Source organism: Adhaeribacter rhizoryzae, from assembly GCF_008629685.1.
Lineage (GTDB): Bacteria > Bacteroidota > Bacteroidia > Cytophagales > Hymenobacteraceae > Adhaeribacter > Adhaeribacter rhizoryzae.
Genome location: NZ_VWSF01000009.1, coordinates 100,122 through 118,270, shown reverse-complemented (window position 1 = coordinate 118,270; position 18,149 = coordinate 100,122). Strand labels below are relative to the sequence as shown.

General features: G+C 42.2%; 5 protein-coding genes. All 5 read right to left on the bottom strand.

The genetic code is table 11. The features are described from left to right. Positions 1 to 139 precede the first annotated feature (139 nt). The 5 genes from F0145_RS13150 to F0145_RS13130 all read right to left on the bottom strand — a co-directional run bounded on the left by F0145_RS13150 (position 140) and on the right by F0145_RS13130 (position 17,978). The gene (locus F0145_RS13150) at positions 140 to 646 is read right to left on the bottom strand and encodes an Mpo1 family 2-hydroxy fatty acid dioxygenase (RefSeq protein ID WP_150088877.1); all 507 of its coding nucleotides are present in this window, start codon (positions 644 to 646) and stop codon (positions 140 to 142) included. Positions 647 to 878: 232 nt separating this feature from the next. Beyond that, complete coding sequence (locus F0145_RS13145) at positions 879 to 5,900, bottom strand: T9SS type A sorting domain-containing protein (protein ID WP_150088876.1); 5,022 nt, start codon at positions 5,898 to 5,900, stop codon at positions 879 to 881. An 879-nt stretch (positions 5,901 to 6,779) separates the two neighbouring features. Then, on the bottom strand, positions 6,780 to 8,741 hold the full coding sequence (locus F0145_RS13140) for a T9SS type A sorting domain-containing protein (protein ID WP_150088875.1): 1,962 nt from the start codon (positions 8,739 to 8,741) through the stop codon (positions 6,780 to 6,782). A 637-nt stretch (positions 8,742 to 9,378) separates the two neighbouring features. Next, complete coding sequence (locus tag F0145_RS13135; protein WP_190277546.1) at positions 9,379 to 14,475, bottom strand: Ig-like domain-containing protein; 5,097 nt, start codon at positions 14,473 to 14,475, stop codon at positions 9,379 to 9,381. 965 nt (positions 14,476 to 15,440) lie between these two features. Then, positions 15,441 to 17,978: an Ig-like domain-containing protein gene (locus F0145_RS13130; RefSeq protein ID WP_150088873.1), complete on the bottom strand. Its 2,538-nt coding sequence runs from the start codon at positions 17,976 to 17,978 to the stop codon at positions 15,441 to 15,443. Between the last annotated feature and the right edge of the window lie 171 nt (positions 17,979 to 18,149).

The following is an 18,149-nucleotide window of genomic DNA, read 5'->3' as shown; positions in this document are numbered from 1 at the left end:
ACCTATTTTGCAGATAACCAAATAGGTTCCGGCCAGAATACTTGTATTCCCAGAATAACAGGTGTAAATACCATCGTCTGGTAAACGGTATCCACGCAAATATTGCATTTAAGTATCTTGTGCATTTGTTGGCAGGAGGTTAATAAGGAATACCTAGTTTCCGGAAAATAAAATGCCAAAGCCAGATAGGGCCAATCAGCAGAAACCGTAAATCGTCGAGGAAAGAAGGTTTTTTGCCTTCTATTTTGTGCCCGATAAACTGGCCAACCCAGGAAATAAAAAAGATAAACAAACACACCTGCCACATTTCGGGCCAACCTTGCTCGTTGTGCATTTTTTCGAGGGTAACAATTACGGCTCCAAAAATGGCAATTACAAACAGCATTGCAAAAGCTAAAGGCGGCGATAGCCGGAAATAATAAATAATGGCAAAAATAATAAGAAAAGTAGCCCAGTTCAGGTAGCGGGTATATTCACCCAGAAAAGACAAGTGTGGAAACGGAATGGCCCAGACCAACCCCAGCAGACTAAAGACAATTAAGGGCACACAAATCCAGTGAATAAGTTTATTCGTTGGGTTTTGGTGGCTTTCGGCGTACTTATCAAAATACGCATCTACCGGTCGCTGTGCAGCCTGTTCTAACATATAGTAAAATTAAACTTTTCTATAAATTTTGCAAGTATTTGGGCTTGAATATTTCACTAGCTTATCAGTTAGGAGTTTAATGAATATTTAACTTTTTAAGAAAAGTCGGGCGTAGTATTTTTTACTGCTCTTAGTAATATTGGGTAGTTTAATCTTAATGGGCTGATTAAGAGTGGAAAAAAAAAAGGGCAGGTAATTTACCTGCCCTTTTCCGTTTTAAACTTAATTAAGGTTATTGTTTCATGAGTTTAATGTGTCTGGTTTTACCGTTCAGGCGGGTAGTAATGTGGTACATGCCCAGTGGTAAATCAGCCTTAAACTGCAAGCTTTGTTTGTTATTGCCTTTCTGAATGGTTAAGGTACGTTCCAGTACTTTGGCCCCAATAGCGTTGGTTACCAGCACGTGCATGATACCGGCTTCTTCAGCGTTCAGTTCTAAGCTTACTTCGCTGCTGAACGGATTCGGGTAAACACTTAAGCTTTCAGTGGCTTCCCCAATCTGCACAGCTTTAGGACCAAAATATTCCGCATCGCCGTTTATGTCGCGTTGCATTAAGCGGTAGTAGCGAATGCCGTATTTACCGTTTTCTTTGTCGTGGAAAGTGTATACCTGCTTTTGGTTGGTGTTGCCACCGGCTTTAGAAGCTACAAAGGCCAAGGTACGGTAATTTTTAGCATCCTGTGATACTTGTACTTCAAAGCCTTCGCTGTTTTGTTCCATAGCCGTAGCCCATTCTACTGCCACTACATCGTTGTTTTGTTTGGTAGCTTTCAGATACAGCAACTCTACTGGTAAAGGGGCAATTGGTCCTGTAAGAGCAAAGGCTATACCATCTGCATCATTGGTACAAAGGCCAATTGGTGCTACTACTTCAACCCGTACTTCTATGTCTCCTTCCGGCACTGCGTTTATTGTAAACACATTAGTTTTTGCATTTGGTTGCAGCACAAAGGTTGGATTTGGATCGTTGTAGTTGATAACGTACCATCTATAAGTAGGGCCAGCGCTAGCAATTGAAGATGTTGCTATAAATGTGGCTGGTTCACCAATTATTGTTTCCTCAGGCTCCTGTATAGTTACCGTGTGGTTAAGTGCAGGAGTGTGCGATACGGTAACTGAACCAAAAGGAGCACAGGTGCCGGCAGCAGTAATAGCCTGTACCGAGTAAGTGCCGGGGGCATATTTATGGTAGCCAAAAGAAATTGGACCACCATCGCCTGGAATCGGTAAAAATACTTTAGTAGTACCCAGCATTAACTGGTAGTTTACACCCAATTGCGAACCTTCTAACTGAATAGCTACGCCGCCTACCTGGTCTGTGGCACAATAGCTGCCACCGCCGGAAAGCACTTGTGGTGAGGCTACCAGCATGGTAATAGCGTTGGAGGTAATTGGGTCGCAACGGTTCTCGGCAGAAGTAAAGGTAGCAGTTACTATATCTCCACTGTTAAGCGTAGAACTGGTAAAAGTACTGCCAGTTGCGCCTTGAATATTTTGACCGTTTACCTGCCATTGATACGTTGGGTTAACAAAGTTAGCTTTGCTAGGCGTGGCTGTGAATGTAACTGGAACACCCGCGCAAACAACATTAGAAGGCTGCACATTAGTCGCGATTGATACGGCATACCCAATCGGAGTGCCCCGGTAAATCCGGTTAGAAAATAGCTCATTGATTCCTCTATTACTTGGTACCAGATCCGGACGGTTGTTATATAAGAAACAAACCGGGGCTACAGTACTAGGTCTTGCCCGTACAGTATAATAATCCCGCGATTGCGGAGCTATTATTGTTATTTGGCTAGAATTATTACTTGGAACTAACTCAGTGTCGTTTTTCCACCAGTCAAAAGTAAACTGATCGGTTACATCAGTACCACCAACCACTGTGGCTTCTCCGTACTGCGGTTCAGTAGGGTACGTTACGCTTGTAACATCCCGGTAAACCTTAGCCGTATAAACAGTTTCGCCGCATACCGGGAAAGGATTAGCATTCAATATCAGCGTATAAGTAGAGGTTTTTTGCACCGTTATTTTTACCGATACGCTGCTGATATCAATACAACCATCACCAGAGTTTACTACCCGCCGAAAATATACTTCGCCTACAAAATCTCCTGGGCTATAAAGATAATTCTGGTTGTTTACACTGTAATTAGGAGTAAGATCAGTAAAATTAATATTGTCGGGGCTGCTTTGCCATTTATAACGAATATTACCACCACCACCGGTTGCCGGTGTGGCCTCTATTATAAGAGAGGTGCCGGTACAAAGTGAACGGCTATCAGTAATAATCTCGTTATTGCCAGCAATTGGTGGATTTACGGTAACAGATACTGCATCACTTGTGCTGGAGCAGGAGTTAGTATTAACAGGACGAGAAGTAACTATCCGCCGGAAATATTGAGTACCAACAAAGTTGTTTGAAGTGAAGCTGTAATTCTTAGCGGTAGCACCTGGGATATCGGAAAAGTTCACACTATCAGTACTGCTTTGCCACTGGTAACTATAACTTCCGGTACCGCCTTCTGGCGACGACCCTGTAATAACAACAGAAGTAGTTGCACAAATAGGGTTTCTATTTGGTGAAATGGTATTTCCAACAATTGCCGGATTAACGTTTACAGCTACGGCTACGGTGGTGCTGGTGCAACTGCCGGAAGAAACTACCCGCCGAAGATATTTAGTGCCCACAAAGCTGCCAGAATTATAAGTATAATTCTGAGTAGTAGCTCCCTGAATATTTGTGAAGGTTGCGTTATCGGTGCTTTCCTGCCATTGGTAAGCATAAGTCCTGGGGCCTCCGCCTCCGGTTAGTCCGGTTTGTGGGGAAGCTCCAATTGTTATTGAGCCACCTTCACAAATATTCTTGGTGTTGGTATTATTAATGGTATTACCTGCAATTGCCGGAACTACGATTACAGGCACTGGGTCACTAATATTGTTACAACCTCCAGAAATAACTATCCGACGGAAATATTGGGTTCCGGAAAAGGCTCCTGGCTCATAAAGATAGTTCTGTCCGTTGCCATTAGCAGGAACATTGCTATAAGGACCTCCAATAGCAGAGCTAATCTGCCACTGATAAATATAGGGGCCACCTGTGCCGCCAGTTGCCGGAACGCCGACAATAGTAATAGTACCACCCGAACAGACAGGGTCCGTAGGGGCATTAATATTATTGTTCGTAATTGCAGGCTCTTCCAGCACGGTTGTAGGAGTAGAAGTTATAGTCCGGCAACTGCCAATTTGTGTAGTTAGCACAACGGTGTATTCGCCGGGTTGATTAACTGAAAGTTCGGCAGTAGTTTGTCCAGTAAGCGGTTGGCCATCTTTATACCATTGATAAGTATAATTTCCGGCTATGGCGTGTAAAACTATAGTTTGGTTAAGACACTTCCTAACAAGTGCCCCCTCACTTATAAAGGTAGCAGGATCTAAAATGGTTACTGCTACGGCTGCCGATATTATACTACAACCATTATTAGTTACCCTTACACTATAATTGCCAGACTGGGTTGCATTTAAATTAATAGTTGTAGCGCCCGGGATTTCATTACCATTCAGGAGCCATTGGTAGGCGGCACCTGCTATGTTAGCAACGGTTAAAGGTACAGCAGGTTTAATGCCTCCCTGTTCCGGACAGCCCTGAGTGCCGATGGGAGTAGTTATGGTAACCGAAACCGGCTGAACAACAGTAATAGTTCTAGTCGCAGAACTCTTACAACCATTCTGGTCAAAAGTATAAGTAATGGTGTGAGTGCCCACCCCAGCAACCGCCGGATTAAATTGCCCATCGCTTACCCCAGGCCCGGAATAGATGCCATTATCAGGTGTTCCCCCGCTAAGTGGGAAAGCTGCTGCATTTACACATACATTAGTAAATGGTGCCAGATTGGCGGTATGCGCTTGCAGAACCGTAATAGTTTGTGACTCTATGATGATACAGTCACCTTGTTTAAAGGTGTAACTAATATTGTGGGTGCCTACTCCGGCAACAGCAGGGTTAAACTGTCCGTTAGTAACACCAGGGCCAGAATAAGTCCCACCTAACGGGAACCCACCAGTTAGGGTAATCAGACCTGCATCAGAACAAACATCGGCAAATTCAGTCAAACTAACATCAGGGGCTTCTAAAACCGTAATAGATTGGGTAGCAATGCTCCTGCAGCCGCCTTGTACAACGACATAAGTAATGGTATGGGTGCCAACACCTACTAAAGCAGGGTTAAATTCGGTAGCTGGTTCGTCATTAACCAAATAGGTGCCATTGCCAGGTGTTCCCCCAATGAGTGGGAAAGCTGCTGCATTTACACATACATCAGCAAATTGTCCCAGGCTTACTACAGGAGGTTTTACTACATTTATTTTTTGGGTTGCGCTGCCCTGACAACCCTCCAGGGTTGTATAGTAGTAAACAATTGTGTGTTCACCTAATGCGTTAGTTGGGTCGAAGGTAGTAGCTACTATGCCGTCAACAGTATACTCCCCTCCAAGTGGTTGCCCCCCAGTTAAGGTAAGAACGCCCGCATTGGTACAAATATTACCGTTATCTCCGAATGTGGACAGGGTAACGTCGGGGGCAGCATTTAGAATTATATCATGGGTAGAGGTTATGTTAGGAGTGCCATTGCAATCAGGGTCAATAGTAACCCCAATTTTAACTGTACCGGAGGTATTATTAAACCTAACTATTGCTTCGGGAGTAGTACCACCAGATGTTATGGTGGCAGGACCAGATATTATACGCCAGGCGTAAGTGGTTGAACCAGCCAAGGCTGGTACTCTGAAATTAGCAGTATTAGCAGTGGTGCTAACACAAACACTCGCTGGGCCAGTTATGGTTGTAGTGGTAGGATTTACCGATATCTGCACCGGATTAGAAACATCCGTACCATTTTGTCTTACAGTTATTGTTAAAGCGCCGGGAGCAGCCAAAACCGTATCACCCGCCGGAATATCAACTTTTAGTTGACTGCTAGTTCTCGATTTGGGCGTAAATGCAAACTCACCTGAAAAGGCGTTTCCGGTAATTACTACTGTAGCACCATTGTCATCAAAATCAGAACCATTTATGGTTAGTTCAAAACCTTGTTGTACAGCAACACAGCTAGGATTGGTGGTGTTAATACTTGGTGCTTGAGCCGAAGCTGCATGAAATACCAGCATTAGGAGAAACAATAAAGTTGCTTTTACGGCGAGCTGCGGTTGGAGCCAAGTAGAAGCGGGAATGAGTTGGGTAAAGTTTTTTTTCATAAACGTAAGCTTAAACAGAACTAATTAGGGTTAATATTTTGCTGGTTTTGCTGAGAATTGTAGTTAATGGGTTAATGCTGCATTTTATTAATGCCTTAGCGGGTAACGAACTTGTTCTACGAAGGTTGTAAAAATAGAAATTTAATTTAAAGTATTATTACTTGAAAAAAACCGCTATAAATGCCTGTATAAACTAATAAATTATACTTTATTAATATTTTATGTTATTTGTTGGGTTGCTTAAGGTAAAGGAATTCAAGTGCTTGAGCAATAATTAAAATAGCAGCTAGCTGGTAAATAATTAAACATTTTGCAGGTTTGGTTAAAGAAAAAAAGAAACTAAAAAGTTAAAATTTGTCTTAAATTTTTAGTTGGAACTAACTTAAGCAATACTTTATATTTAAATATATTTATATGTAAAAATCTATATTTATAAGTATTTTTACTTAGTTATCGGGTTTAAATGGTATCGAAAAGGATTTTTGAGTAATATTTCTAAAACAGGGTAAATAGTTAAATTTGCACATTGATTAAACAAATGCAAATTTTATATATATAAAACGTGTAATAAATTATGCCGGATTAGAATAGCATCTTGTACGCAGATTATACGGGTTAAGTTATGCTTTCTTTTAGGTGTTTTTTTGCCGATAGAAAGAGGCTAAACCAAGTAGAACGCTTACAGGTTTTGGCGTTCTGCTGAAGCGCGCAGGTACTCGTTTAGTTATGTGAAGCAATAATAATTTACCAGTACCTCGGGGAATATTGTTCGAGCCGGCGTATGATAAATCTTGCTGATTATTTCGGAAATTATTATTTAGTGCTGTTGGGTTTAAGAGAATAACATAGGTGGGTTTTTCGCTTTAATCTTAACTAAGGTTATTGTTTCATGAGTTTAATGTGTTTGGTTTTACCGTTCAGGCGGGTAGTAATGTGGTACATGCCCAGTGGTAAATCAGCCTTAAACAGCAAGCTTTGTTTGTTATTGCCTTTCTGAATGGTTAAGGTACGCTCCAGCACTTTGGCCCCAATAGCGTTGGTTACTACTACGTGCATGATACCGGCTTCTTCGGCGTTCAGTTCCAAACTTACTTCGCTGCTGAACGGATTCGGGTAAACACTTAAGCTTTCAGTGGCTTCGCCAATCTGTACAGCTTTCGGGCCAAAATATTCCGCATCACCGTTTATGTCGCGCTGCATTAAGCGGTAGTAGCGGGTGCCGTATTTGCCGTTTTCTTTGTCGTGGAAAGTGTATACCTGCTTTTGGTTGGTGTTGCCACCGGCTTTAGAAGCCACAAAGGCCAGGGTACGGTAGTTTTGGGCATCCTGTGATACTTGTACTTCAAAGCCTTCGCTGTTTTGTTCCATCGCGGTAGCCCATTCTACTGCCACTACATCGTTTGCTAGTTTAGTCGCTTTCAGGTACAGCAACTCTACTGGTAAAGGGGCTCTTAATATATCAACCACATTGTTAAATGCTTCAACACAGAGCGTACCAGGAGGTGGCGATTGCGTTATTCTTATTCCTGACATATCGGGGCGCACACGAGGTATGGTAAAGGTAGGAGTTGTAAGGGTATAGTGAGTTTCTGAACTAGCGGGGCTGGTGTTGTAAAAAATAGTCCAGGTGTACCGCCAGGCAAGACTATTATTATCCGGTGTTACAGAATAGGTTGCGGAACTATCAACCAGAAGTTCTATGGGTTCTTGTACACTCTGGATGGTGTTGGTATAACCAGGGTTTACTATTATTTGCACGTTAGTAGACTCAGTGCCATGCGGATTACAAGTATTACTTACTACTACATAATAATAGCCGGCATCGGCAGCGGCGGCTTTACTTATTTTTAAGGTAGCGCTACCAGAACCCGATATGGTACCCTCATCGGTTAAAGGAAAACCATTGCTGGAGGTACTTCCCGCCCGTTTATACCATTTATAGTTTAAATTAGAGCCTAATGCATTTACCGTTAAGGTAATGGCACCGTTAAAACATACCGGTACGCTACTAGAAATTTTATCAATAACAGGCGGGCTGTTTACCGTTACTGCTAAAGTAGAGGTAGCACCTACATCGCCGCAGCCACTAATGCCCGTTACCGATACATCACCGGAAGCCGCATTGGTAAAATTCACGGTAATCTGGTTACCACCCGAGCTGCCAACAATTGTTGCGCCGGGCGGCAGCCCCCAAATATAGGAAGCGCCTGCTACTGGCGGTACCGAATACACTACATCTGTTTCATCGGCACAAACAGCGGTTTTACCCGAAATATTGCTTGTATTAGCAAATGCATAAACCGTAAATATTTTTTCTTTGGATACGCCGCCTTGAACGGCTGGTGCCGGATTAACAACTTGTATTCTATACGGACCAGGCACAAGTTGGAAGAAAAAAAGCCAATTGGCTGGCACTTCAGACGCTATCTGTTTGCCATCGGCACTAACAGAAGTAGGTGTAAAGTCGCTTACTTGAAACACTGAATAGGAAATACGTACTTTAGCTCCTTGCACAAAGTTCTTACCATATAAAGTAACGTGCAGATCGCCCTGAAAACCTTGCGTAATACAATATTTTGATAAGGAATCTAATTGGGGTAGTGGATTATCGGCAACGAAGGAATTACGGGTAATTGCTGGCCGGAGGCTGGTGAGGGTTTCGGAAGTTTTCTTCGCGGTTGTATTAATAATTTTGTTGTTAATTATGGATTTGCCTTTAACAACAGTAGTATTTGCTGTATTAGCTAAAATAAAAAATAGTAAAAAAGTTAACCCGAAACTATATGGTTTTAGGATATACCCCCATAGTAGCCTAAAACGCTGTGTAAATATTTTTTGCATAATATCAGGGCTAAAGAACTGTACATGTGTTGGCGGCTTAGTAAATTATTAGAGAGGAGTATATAAAATATTACTGCCAGGGTTTTCGTCTATTGGTTTTTAAACATCGAAGTTGTTTAGCATTTACTAAATTGGTATATGCCGCTACCTTGGCTGTGGAGGCACCAGCAAGTGGTTTAACAGGAGCTTTAGAATTGGCGGTAATAACACCACCAAAAGCACCAGATTCGGTTTGAAATAGAAATTCGAAACAGCTTCATTGTAAATCCTCCCCCTGCCTCTCCGAAGAGACTTTTAATAGTTTTGCGAAAGTCCTAACGCTTTTAGACTTTACATATAATTTACGCGCTTGCCTCAGTTCTGTTGCTGGTTTTAAGGTGTTTATGCCGAAGCAGCCATTACTTAGCATTAATTTGCCCCGCATTCCTGCTGCTTTAGTTATAGCTGTTTTGTATGGAGAATGCTACTTTGGCTGTCTTAATAAATATTTGAATAGAATCCAGTACAATCTTTATCAATTAAAATCAGGTGTACAGATTATGGACGTCTTAACCTGAAGGCTATGGCACCCAGACCAGGTACAAAAAAAAGGGGCAGGTAAAATACCCACCCCTTTCAGCTTTAACCCTAATAAAGCTTACTGTTGTTTCAGGAGTTTAAAGTGCTGCACTTTGCCGTTAAGGTGGGTAGTAATGTGGTACATACCCTGCGGCAGATTGCCATTAAACTGCAAGCTTTGTTTGTTGCTACCCTTCTGAATGGTTAAGGTGCGTTCCAGTACTTTGGCGCCAATGGCATTGGTTACCAGCACGTGCATACTACCACCCGCTTCGGCGTTTACAGATAAGGTAACTTCCTGGCTAAACGGATTCGGGTAAACACTCATGCTTTCAGCGGCTTCGCCAATTTTTACAGCTTTAGGACCAAAATATTCGGAGTCGCCGTTCATGTCGCGCTGCATTAAGCGGTAGTAGCGGGTGCCGTACTTGCCGTTTTCTTTGTCGTGGAAGGTGTATACCTGCTTTTGGTTGGTGTTGCCACCGGCTTTAGAAGCTACAAAGGCCAGGGTACGGTAGTTTTTAGCATCTTGTGATACCTGTACTTCAAAACCTTCGCTGTTCTTTTCCATAGCCGTAGCCCATTCTACTTCCACTACATCGTTATTTTGTTTGGTGGCTTTCAGGTACAGCAACTCTACCGGTAAAACATTGCCACTGTTAGAAGGGGTTTCGCCCGAAGTTACCGCATTATAGCAGGTAGAATTATCATTCGTAGGAATTAGTTGTTCTACTATTACGCCTACAAAGTTCATGTTCATTTCTTCGCCGGTTAATTGTAAAACATTACTATTGCTAATAGGCTTCTGAACTTTACCTGCTGCACCATAATCAATGGTCCATTTGTATAGCCATGCAATAGAAGTGCCGTCAGGTCTGGTTGTAGTTTGTGGCGTGGCAGTAAAGGTTGCGGGTTGAAAATAAACCAATGGGTTAGGGTTTTGTATTAACTCTTCAATCACATTCTGAATAGGCGTGGTTTCGATAACCGTAACCGAGCCAACCGTGGCTGTACAGCTAGGGGTGGTAGCTGAGGTGCCTTCAATAGTATAATTGCCTGCAACATAAGTTCCGGTAAAAGCAAGCGGGCCGGTGCCATTCCCGGTTAATGTTGCCAATACGGTGTTGCCTTGTTTGAGGCGATAAGTTACGCCAGCCTGAGTGCTGGTTAAACTTATGGTACTACCGGTACTGGTTAAAGCACAATAATTAGGAGCGGTTATAGGTTGTGTTACCGGCAACGGATTTACGGTTAAGGTAGCATTATTTGATTGAACTGTGGGGCTACAAGTACCGGAAATAATAACATAATATTGTGAGTTATTATCCGCTAGCTGCACATTGCTAAGGGTAAGTGTATTGGTAATTACACCATTATTGTTAGTGCTAGTACCGGCAGATATGGAATTTGGGTCGCCTACTTTAAACCAGGCAAAACCTAAGTTGGTGCCGGTTGCCTGAACTGAGAAATTAGCAGATTGCCCAACGCAAGCAGCAACAGTAACTTGTGGCTGACCGGTTGCGGTAATAGCGGGTGGCTGGTTTACTGTTATGGTAATTTCACCGTTATTAGCTCCTGTTTTGCACCCGCCTAACGTAGTGGTAAATTCTATTCTGAATCTATCGCCGTTGTTTATCTCGCTAGGTAATAAAGAGAATGTTAAACCTGTTCTAAACGGCTGTGTTTCATTGTTGCGGAACCAGTTTACAACAAGCCCAATTGTACTCCAATCGTAAGGTGAGTTTTGATTTGGAAGAGCGGTAAATACTACCGGGGTTGTACTGTTGCTGCAAATTATGTTAGGGCTAGCCGAAATATCTATTGAATATGCATCTGGTGTACCTAAATATATGCGGTTTGATTCGGAAGAATAGGTAGATACATTACAGCCAATGGTTTGATTGTTTTTCAGCGTTGCTTCAACCGTATAATAGTCTGTGGATGATAAGCCGGCTAAACTACGAGACGGGGTATTATTTCCAATATCATTAACATTATTTTTCTTCCACTGATAATCAAACAGATTGGCATCAACAATTGCTCCCCCGGTAACAATTGGCTTATAATAACGCTGATAATTAGCTAATTTATATGGGGGATCTGTTGGTGGAAATGGATATAGGGGATTCTTTGCTGGAACTGCGTTTGGCCCTGTTACCGGTTGACCGGCATCATTTATTGGCTCACCTGCAGCGTTTGTTAAATATGGCAAAGTTACAACTGCATCCCGGTATATGGTTGCGGTATATGTTGTATTGGTACCGGAACATACCGGAAAAGGATTGGCAGTGATAATAACAGCGAAAGTAGATTGTTTTAAAAGAAACTTAGCCGTAGCAGTTACCGGACATCCATTAATTTCATAAGTAAAAGTAACATTATCAACTATCCCATTTACGGGACCTAAGTTGCCACCATTGCAAGTAGTTAAGGTATTACCGGAAATTGGGGTTCCGTTTACGGCAAAAGTGCCTATTACAGGAAGCCCGTCAGCTAACCCTTGAAGCGGGATATTTAAATCGCCAGTATAAACGGTGTAAATCGCGTTAGGATTACTAAAATTCTGGATAGAAACAGTAGGTACTGATTTTACAGTAACCGAAGCAGTGGCAGGAGCAAAGCAAGAATTGGCGTTTGTTACCGTTACAGTATAATTGCCGCCTGCATCTACCGTTATCGACCGGCTTGTTTCACCGTTGCTCCAGGCATAAGAGGTACCTGTTGGAGGGCCAGGATTAGCAGTTAAAGTTACCGTTGTACCATCGCAAATAGCAATAGATCCATTAACTGGCGCTACACTTGAAGTAATAGAAACTACAGGCAAAGGATTAACCGTAACAGTAACCGCATTAGAAGTAGCGGAGCAATTATTAGTGGTAACCACAACGGTATAGTTGCCGTTTTCTGCAACAATGTAAGATTGCGATGTAGCTACCGGTTGCGAATTGCCTGCTTTGTACCAGGCCCAGGAGTCGCCGGCGCTAGCGGTTAAAGTTACGTTCCCGCCAAAGCAGAAACTAAGTGGGCCATCAGCATTAACAGCAGCAGTAGGTAGCGGTATTACGGTAACTTCTAGGGCCTCACTAACATCAAAGCAATTAACGGAAGTAACTGTCCGGCGGAACCAGGTGGTTTGGGTAAGGGTTTGGGTGTAATTTAAAGTTTGAGAAATAGCACCAGCTATTTCGGAAAAACCAGTAGTAGCAGAAGTCGTGCTCATCTCCCATTTATACACGTAAGAACCGTTCCCGCCAGTAACATTTCCGGTTATTAATCCGGGAGCGGTACCCTCACAAATAGGAGTTTTAGGGTCAAGTTCGTTGGTATCTATAGCCGGTGTTCGTTCTAACGTAATAACTTCAGAAATTACTTCGCAGTTGTTAGCACCCGTTAAAACCAAGTAATAGAACCCAGGCGTATTAACTGTTATACTAGATGTTTGGCCAGCAGGCGTTTCATTACCATTATTAATTGTGGCATCTGTACTAAAAAACCATTGGTAAGTATAGGTACCCCCGGTTAAAGCGGTAAGGGTAGCTGTATTGCCTTCGCAAAAAGAACGCTGGTTACCGGGGCCGCCGGTAATAATATTTTGAGGTGTTAATACAAAAACTTCTATAATATTTGAAGCAAGGCTGCTGCAAGTATTGCTATCAGTAGCAATAACAGTATAATTACCGGTTTCATTAGCTGAATAACTAGGATTTGGTCCTGTTTGCACTACTGTATTGCCCTTGTACCAGGTAAAAGTGGTTGCTGTAGGGCTACCATCAGCCGTTAAATTTACGGAGCCACCCAGGCAGAAAGTAGTGGAACCATCCGCTGCAATAGTTGGTGTTGCCGGCAACGGATTAAAGGCGATGGTAATAGTAGCAACAGCACTAGAAGTACAACCATTATTATCGGTAACAGACACGCGATATTCTCCGGGTACAGAAGTGGTAAAACTACCTATGGTGTTGCCGGGTGCAGTTGCCCCCGTTGGAACAACCCAGTTATAAATAAAAGGACCGGTACCGTTGGTTACATTGGCTGTGACGATTGCATCGGTGCCAATACAAGCGGGTGGACTGGTTAATGTAACGGTAGGTAAGGGGTTAAATATTACATTAGCAGATATAGTTGTACTCGTACAACCAGTGCCATTTTTATCGGTTACAACAACACTATAAGTACCAGGAATTTCGGTAGGAAAGGAAGCTACGTTGCCCGGATTGTTTACACCGGCTGGTAACACGGTCCAGTTATAAGTATAAGGTCCGGTGCCACCACTCGGGTTTGCCACGATGGTAGTTGCGGTACCTACGCAGGTAGGCGTGTAGTTTAAGGTAGCGGTTGGTCGGGGAATAAATGTTACTTGTTGCTCCGCGGTTACACTATTTTGACAGCTATTTTGGTCAATTACTCTTACGCTATAGTAACCAGCCGTTGTTGTTTTGAAACTGGCTACATTACCTGGATTCGTAACGGTATTTGGTACTATCCATTCGTAAGTATAGGTACCTGGGCCGGTGCCGCCACTGGCATTTACTGTTAAAGTGGTTTCGGCGTCTTCGCAAGTTGGCGTATAGTTTAAAGTTACTGTGGGCAGGGGATTAACAGTAACATCTACACGGGTTCTGGTAGTACTTACGCAGCTGCCCAAATTGCCTGGATTTATGGCTTCTACATAATATGAAGTAATGGCAGGCGTATTCGTTAAATTGGTTAAGGTTGGGCTATAAGTACTATTTCCGGTTCCGGAAAGATTTGTGGAAATAGCAGTTCCGCCCGTAGCAGTTGTGTACCATCTGTATGAGCCACCGGTAGGTGCTCCACTAGCATTAAGTGTTGCGATGCTGCCGCTACAGATGGTGGTAGTTCCTACTATTACTGCATTGGGTATCTCATTTATGGTAGCAGTTACTGCTGTTCTGGGACTTTCGCAACTACTAGTAGCCATTGAAACGTAATATGTAGTGGTGCTGCTGATATTTGGTGTAGTGAAAGTAGCGCCAGTTTGGCTTGCATCAGGAGACCCGCCAGTAGAAGTTGTATACCAACGGTAACTAGCACCGGTGGGAGCACCGGAAGCTGATAATTGTACAGTACCAGATCCGCAACGGCTGCCACCCGTGGTGGTAGGTGCAGCAAGTACAGTAAGAGTATAAGTTGTGGCAGTTTGCCAATTTCGCACACCTCCCGATCTATTTGCAGCTTGAATTGTTAAAGTCCTTGCAGTTGTAAAGTAACTTGATGGTATAGATACAAATAATTGGGTTGCCGTGCTTGTGTTTTGATTCGGAGTGAGAAGATTTACATCGTCTCCATTTATTCTAACTAATGCTATGTTATTAGAACTACCTGTGGTAAACCCACTTCCATTTATGGTTAGGTTCAAAGGTGAACTCCTGGTGTTTGTACAAATTGGATCAATAGAATTAACAGTCTGCGCTGAAGCTGACTTTGCCAGTAGCAACAACATAAACAATAAGGCGGCAGCAATGAGCAGGTAATTCCGAGCCTGGCGGATAGGGGCGATAAGTTTAGTAAAGTTGTTTTGCATAATGGTATAGTTATAGGGTTAAGCGTAAACCTAATTTGCTGGTATTTAGAGATAGTTCAGGAGGACGGTGGTAAACAGCAGACCGGCCAGGTAGCGGTTGTTGTTCTGATAAAAGTGGGTTAGGAAGTAAATGCTGGCGCTTTAGCATTTATAAATGAGGCAATATTAGCCTGGCGGAGAAGCAGATAAGTTAGCATAACGGCAATTCCTGCTAAGGTATAAACTTGCTTCCTGCGCTTGCCGCGAGAATAAGTTGGCAACAATATTGGGTATAGTGTTACGGTGCATTTGTAAGAATTTAAAATTATTCGGGGTTAGATTTTGAATATATTACAAAAAAGGTAAAATAAAAATTATTTTAATTACAATTTTTGTAATTACAACTATAAATAATAATAACAAATAGCTAAATACCCCTATAAAGGCCGCTAGAGGCTTTTATTCGATTTAGCTTTTTGCGAGGATTGATATTTTGCGAGGAGAACTTTAGCGTTAAAAATTACCGGAACTTGGGTAATGCTTTATACTTGGGTAGAGGTAAAATAAAAAGGGGCAGGTAAAATACCCGCCCCTTAGCTTTACCCTAATAAAGCTTACTATCTTTTCAGTAGTTTAATATGGTTGGTTTTGCCATTCAGGCGGGTAGTAACAAAATATAACCCTTTAGGCAAGCCATTGTTAAACTGTAGTAATTCCCGGTTATTGCCTTTGGCTACTTTTACGGTGCGCTCCAGTACAGTAGCGCCGGTGGTATTGGTTACTAGTACGTGCATGGTGCCGGCTTCTTCGGTGTTAACTTCCAGATTTACTTCGCTGGTAAAGGCGTTGGGGAAAGCGCTTAAACCTGCTATAGCTTCTCCAATCTGCACAGCTTTAGGTCCGAAATATTCCGAGTCGCCGTTTATGTCGCGTTGCATTAAGCGGTAGTAGCGAACGCCGTACTTGCCGTTTTCTTTGTCGTGGAAAGTATATACCTGCTTTTGGTTGGTGTTGCCACCGGCTTTAGAAGCTACAAAAGCTAAGGTGCGGTAGTTTTGGGCATCTTGCGATACCTGTACTTCAAAACCTTCGCTGTTCTTTTCCATAGCCGTGGCCCATTCCAAAGCCACTACGTTATCGTTTTTCTTATCGGCTTTCAGGTAAATGAGTTCTACTGGTAATATGGTTTGTATAGGAGTTCTTTCACGCGCCGATTCTATTGCTACACAAGGTACACCAGTTGGAGCAACTTGTATTACCTCCACATAATCGAAATTTATATTCATTTCTTCGGCCGTTAAATTTAGTTCTGCATCATTGTTATTATCAGTAAGAACTGTCACAGCAGGAGCATTTTTGTAAAATACTGTCCACTTGTAAGTCCAGTTTAAATCATTATTTGCCGGATTTGCCACAAACTTGGCTGGTTTGAAATACTCTAATTCTTCTGGTACAGTTATCGGTGTAGCATCCAATGCATTGTTGTAGATTGGATTAACAGTTAATACTATATCATCGGTTTTAACTCCGCATGGATTATTTGGCTCTCCGGTTGAAGTTAAGCGAATAATTGCAGAACCTATGCCGGTTACGGTTATAGTTGGAAAAGCATTATTTTTGTTATCATCATCAATGGTGGCATTACCATTTACCACAGACCACTCAAGAGAGCCAAATGGTGTACTACCAAAAAGGGTAAATGTGGTCTTGCTAGTAGGGCCTACCGCGCATTTAGCTTGGTCAGGGCCTGCTGTTGGCAATGCATAAACAAATACTGTTACCGGTGTTCTGGTTTCACTTGCGCAACCACCTTCATTTACAGACTCTACATAGTAAACAAAACTTGAAGCCGCTGCATTTGTATTGGTTAAGATATCTGTAGTATAAGTTGGACCAGTAAATAGAGAACTTCCGCCAGTTGAAGTTGAATACCATTTGTAAGAACCATTAGCAGGACCATTTTCGGCAGTTAAAGTTGCCGTACCACCGCTACAAATGGAAGTAGTGCTTGAAGCAGCTAAAGTAGGTGCTATTGGTAATGTATTTACAGTTATCTGTTTTGTTGCAGTAGTAGAGCAGGTAGTATTTGGAGTTGTTACAGTGTAACTAATGGTAACAATTCCTGCAACTTTACCCAAAACTACGCCATTGGTACTTACAATAGCTATATTTTCATCAGAACTACTCCAAACGCCACCCAGAGTAGCATTGGCTAGAGTAATGGTTGAGTTTATACAAACATCATCAGAACCGGTAATAATAGCAACTTCTGGCTTTTGATTTATGGTAACTGTTACCGGTTTAATGTCATAACAACCAGCAATGGAAGTACCTTTTATGTAGTAAGTACCAGTAGTTCCGACAATTTTCGCCGCAGCAGCAGTTATTTCGTTGGTTGCATTGGCATCTGTATAATATTTAAAAGTTAGGCCCGGAGTAGTTGAATTAGTATTTATTGTTGTCGTTATATCTACTGTGCCACCACATACGGCGGCTGGCTGATTTATAGTCAATGTTGGAGAACTATTACAAGTTTCGGTAATTTCAATATCGTCTAAATATAGTTCTTCGAAATTTGAGGTACCCGTTCTAAATACATAAAAACCTATATATTGATCTCCTGTACCCTGAAAAGTACTAGAAGAAAAATCTTGAAATGAAGTACTCGATACATTATAACCATTCGGGTTACTTGGAGGAGCCGGTGGAGAACTAAGGATTCTATTTGTTGAACCAGATGCAGTTGCTTGTGCAATGGTAGAGCCTCTAGTTATTTCTAATTTTCCGTTTGCGGTTGGGTTATTTGAGCCAATCCTTGCCTTTACATTAACTTTATATGTAAAACCAGGACGCAAAGTAATTTTTTGCGTTACAATATAAAGGTTATAACCCCGACCAGAGCTAGGATTATTTCCCCTAATACGTAATTGATTATTTCCATCAACATTAACTATTCCTATTGTCGTTCCTGTGGATAAGATCTGCGCAGTTGTATATTTGGTTGTATTAAAATCATCCGTATACAGGCTAGTGGTCTGCGCTGAAGCCGACTTCGCCAGCAACAGCAGCATAAATAATAACAAAGCAGCTAACAAAGTCCGGTGGTTTTTGCTCCGGTTAACAGCCGTAATAAAATGGGTAAAATTCTTTTGCATAAAATTAGGGTTAAATGGTTAAGCGTATTATTAGGGTTTGGTTTTATTAGGTATTAATTGGTTCGTGTAAACTTTTCTGTTTAACTGCGACGGCCATAAAATGGCTTAGCAGCATTGTTTTGGCCTTATTTAATATTTAGTTTAACTTAAGGTTTAAGCTTTGCAAATATT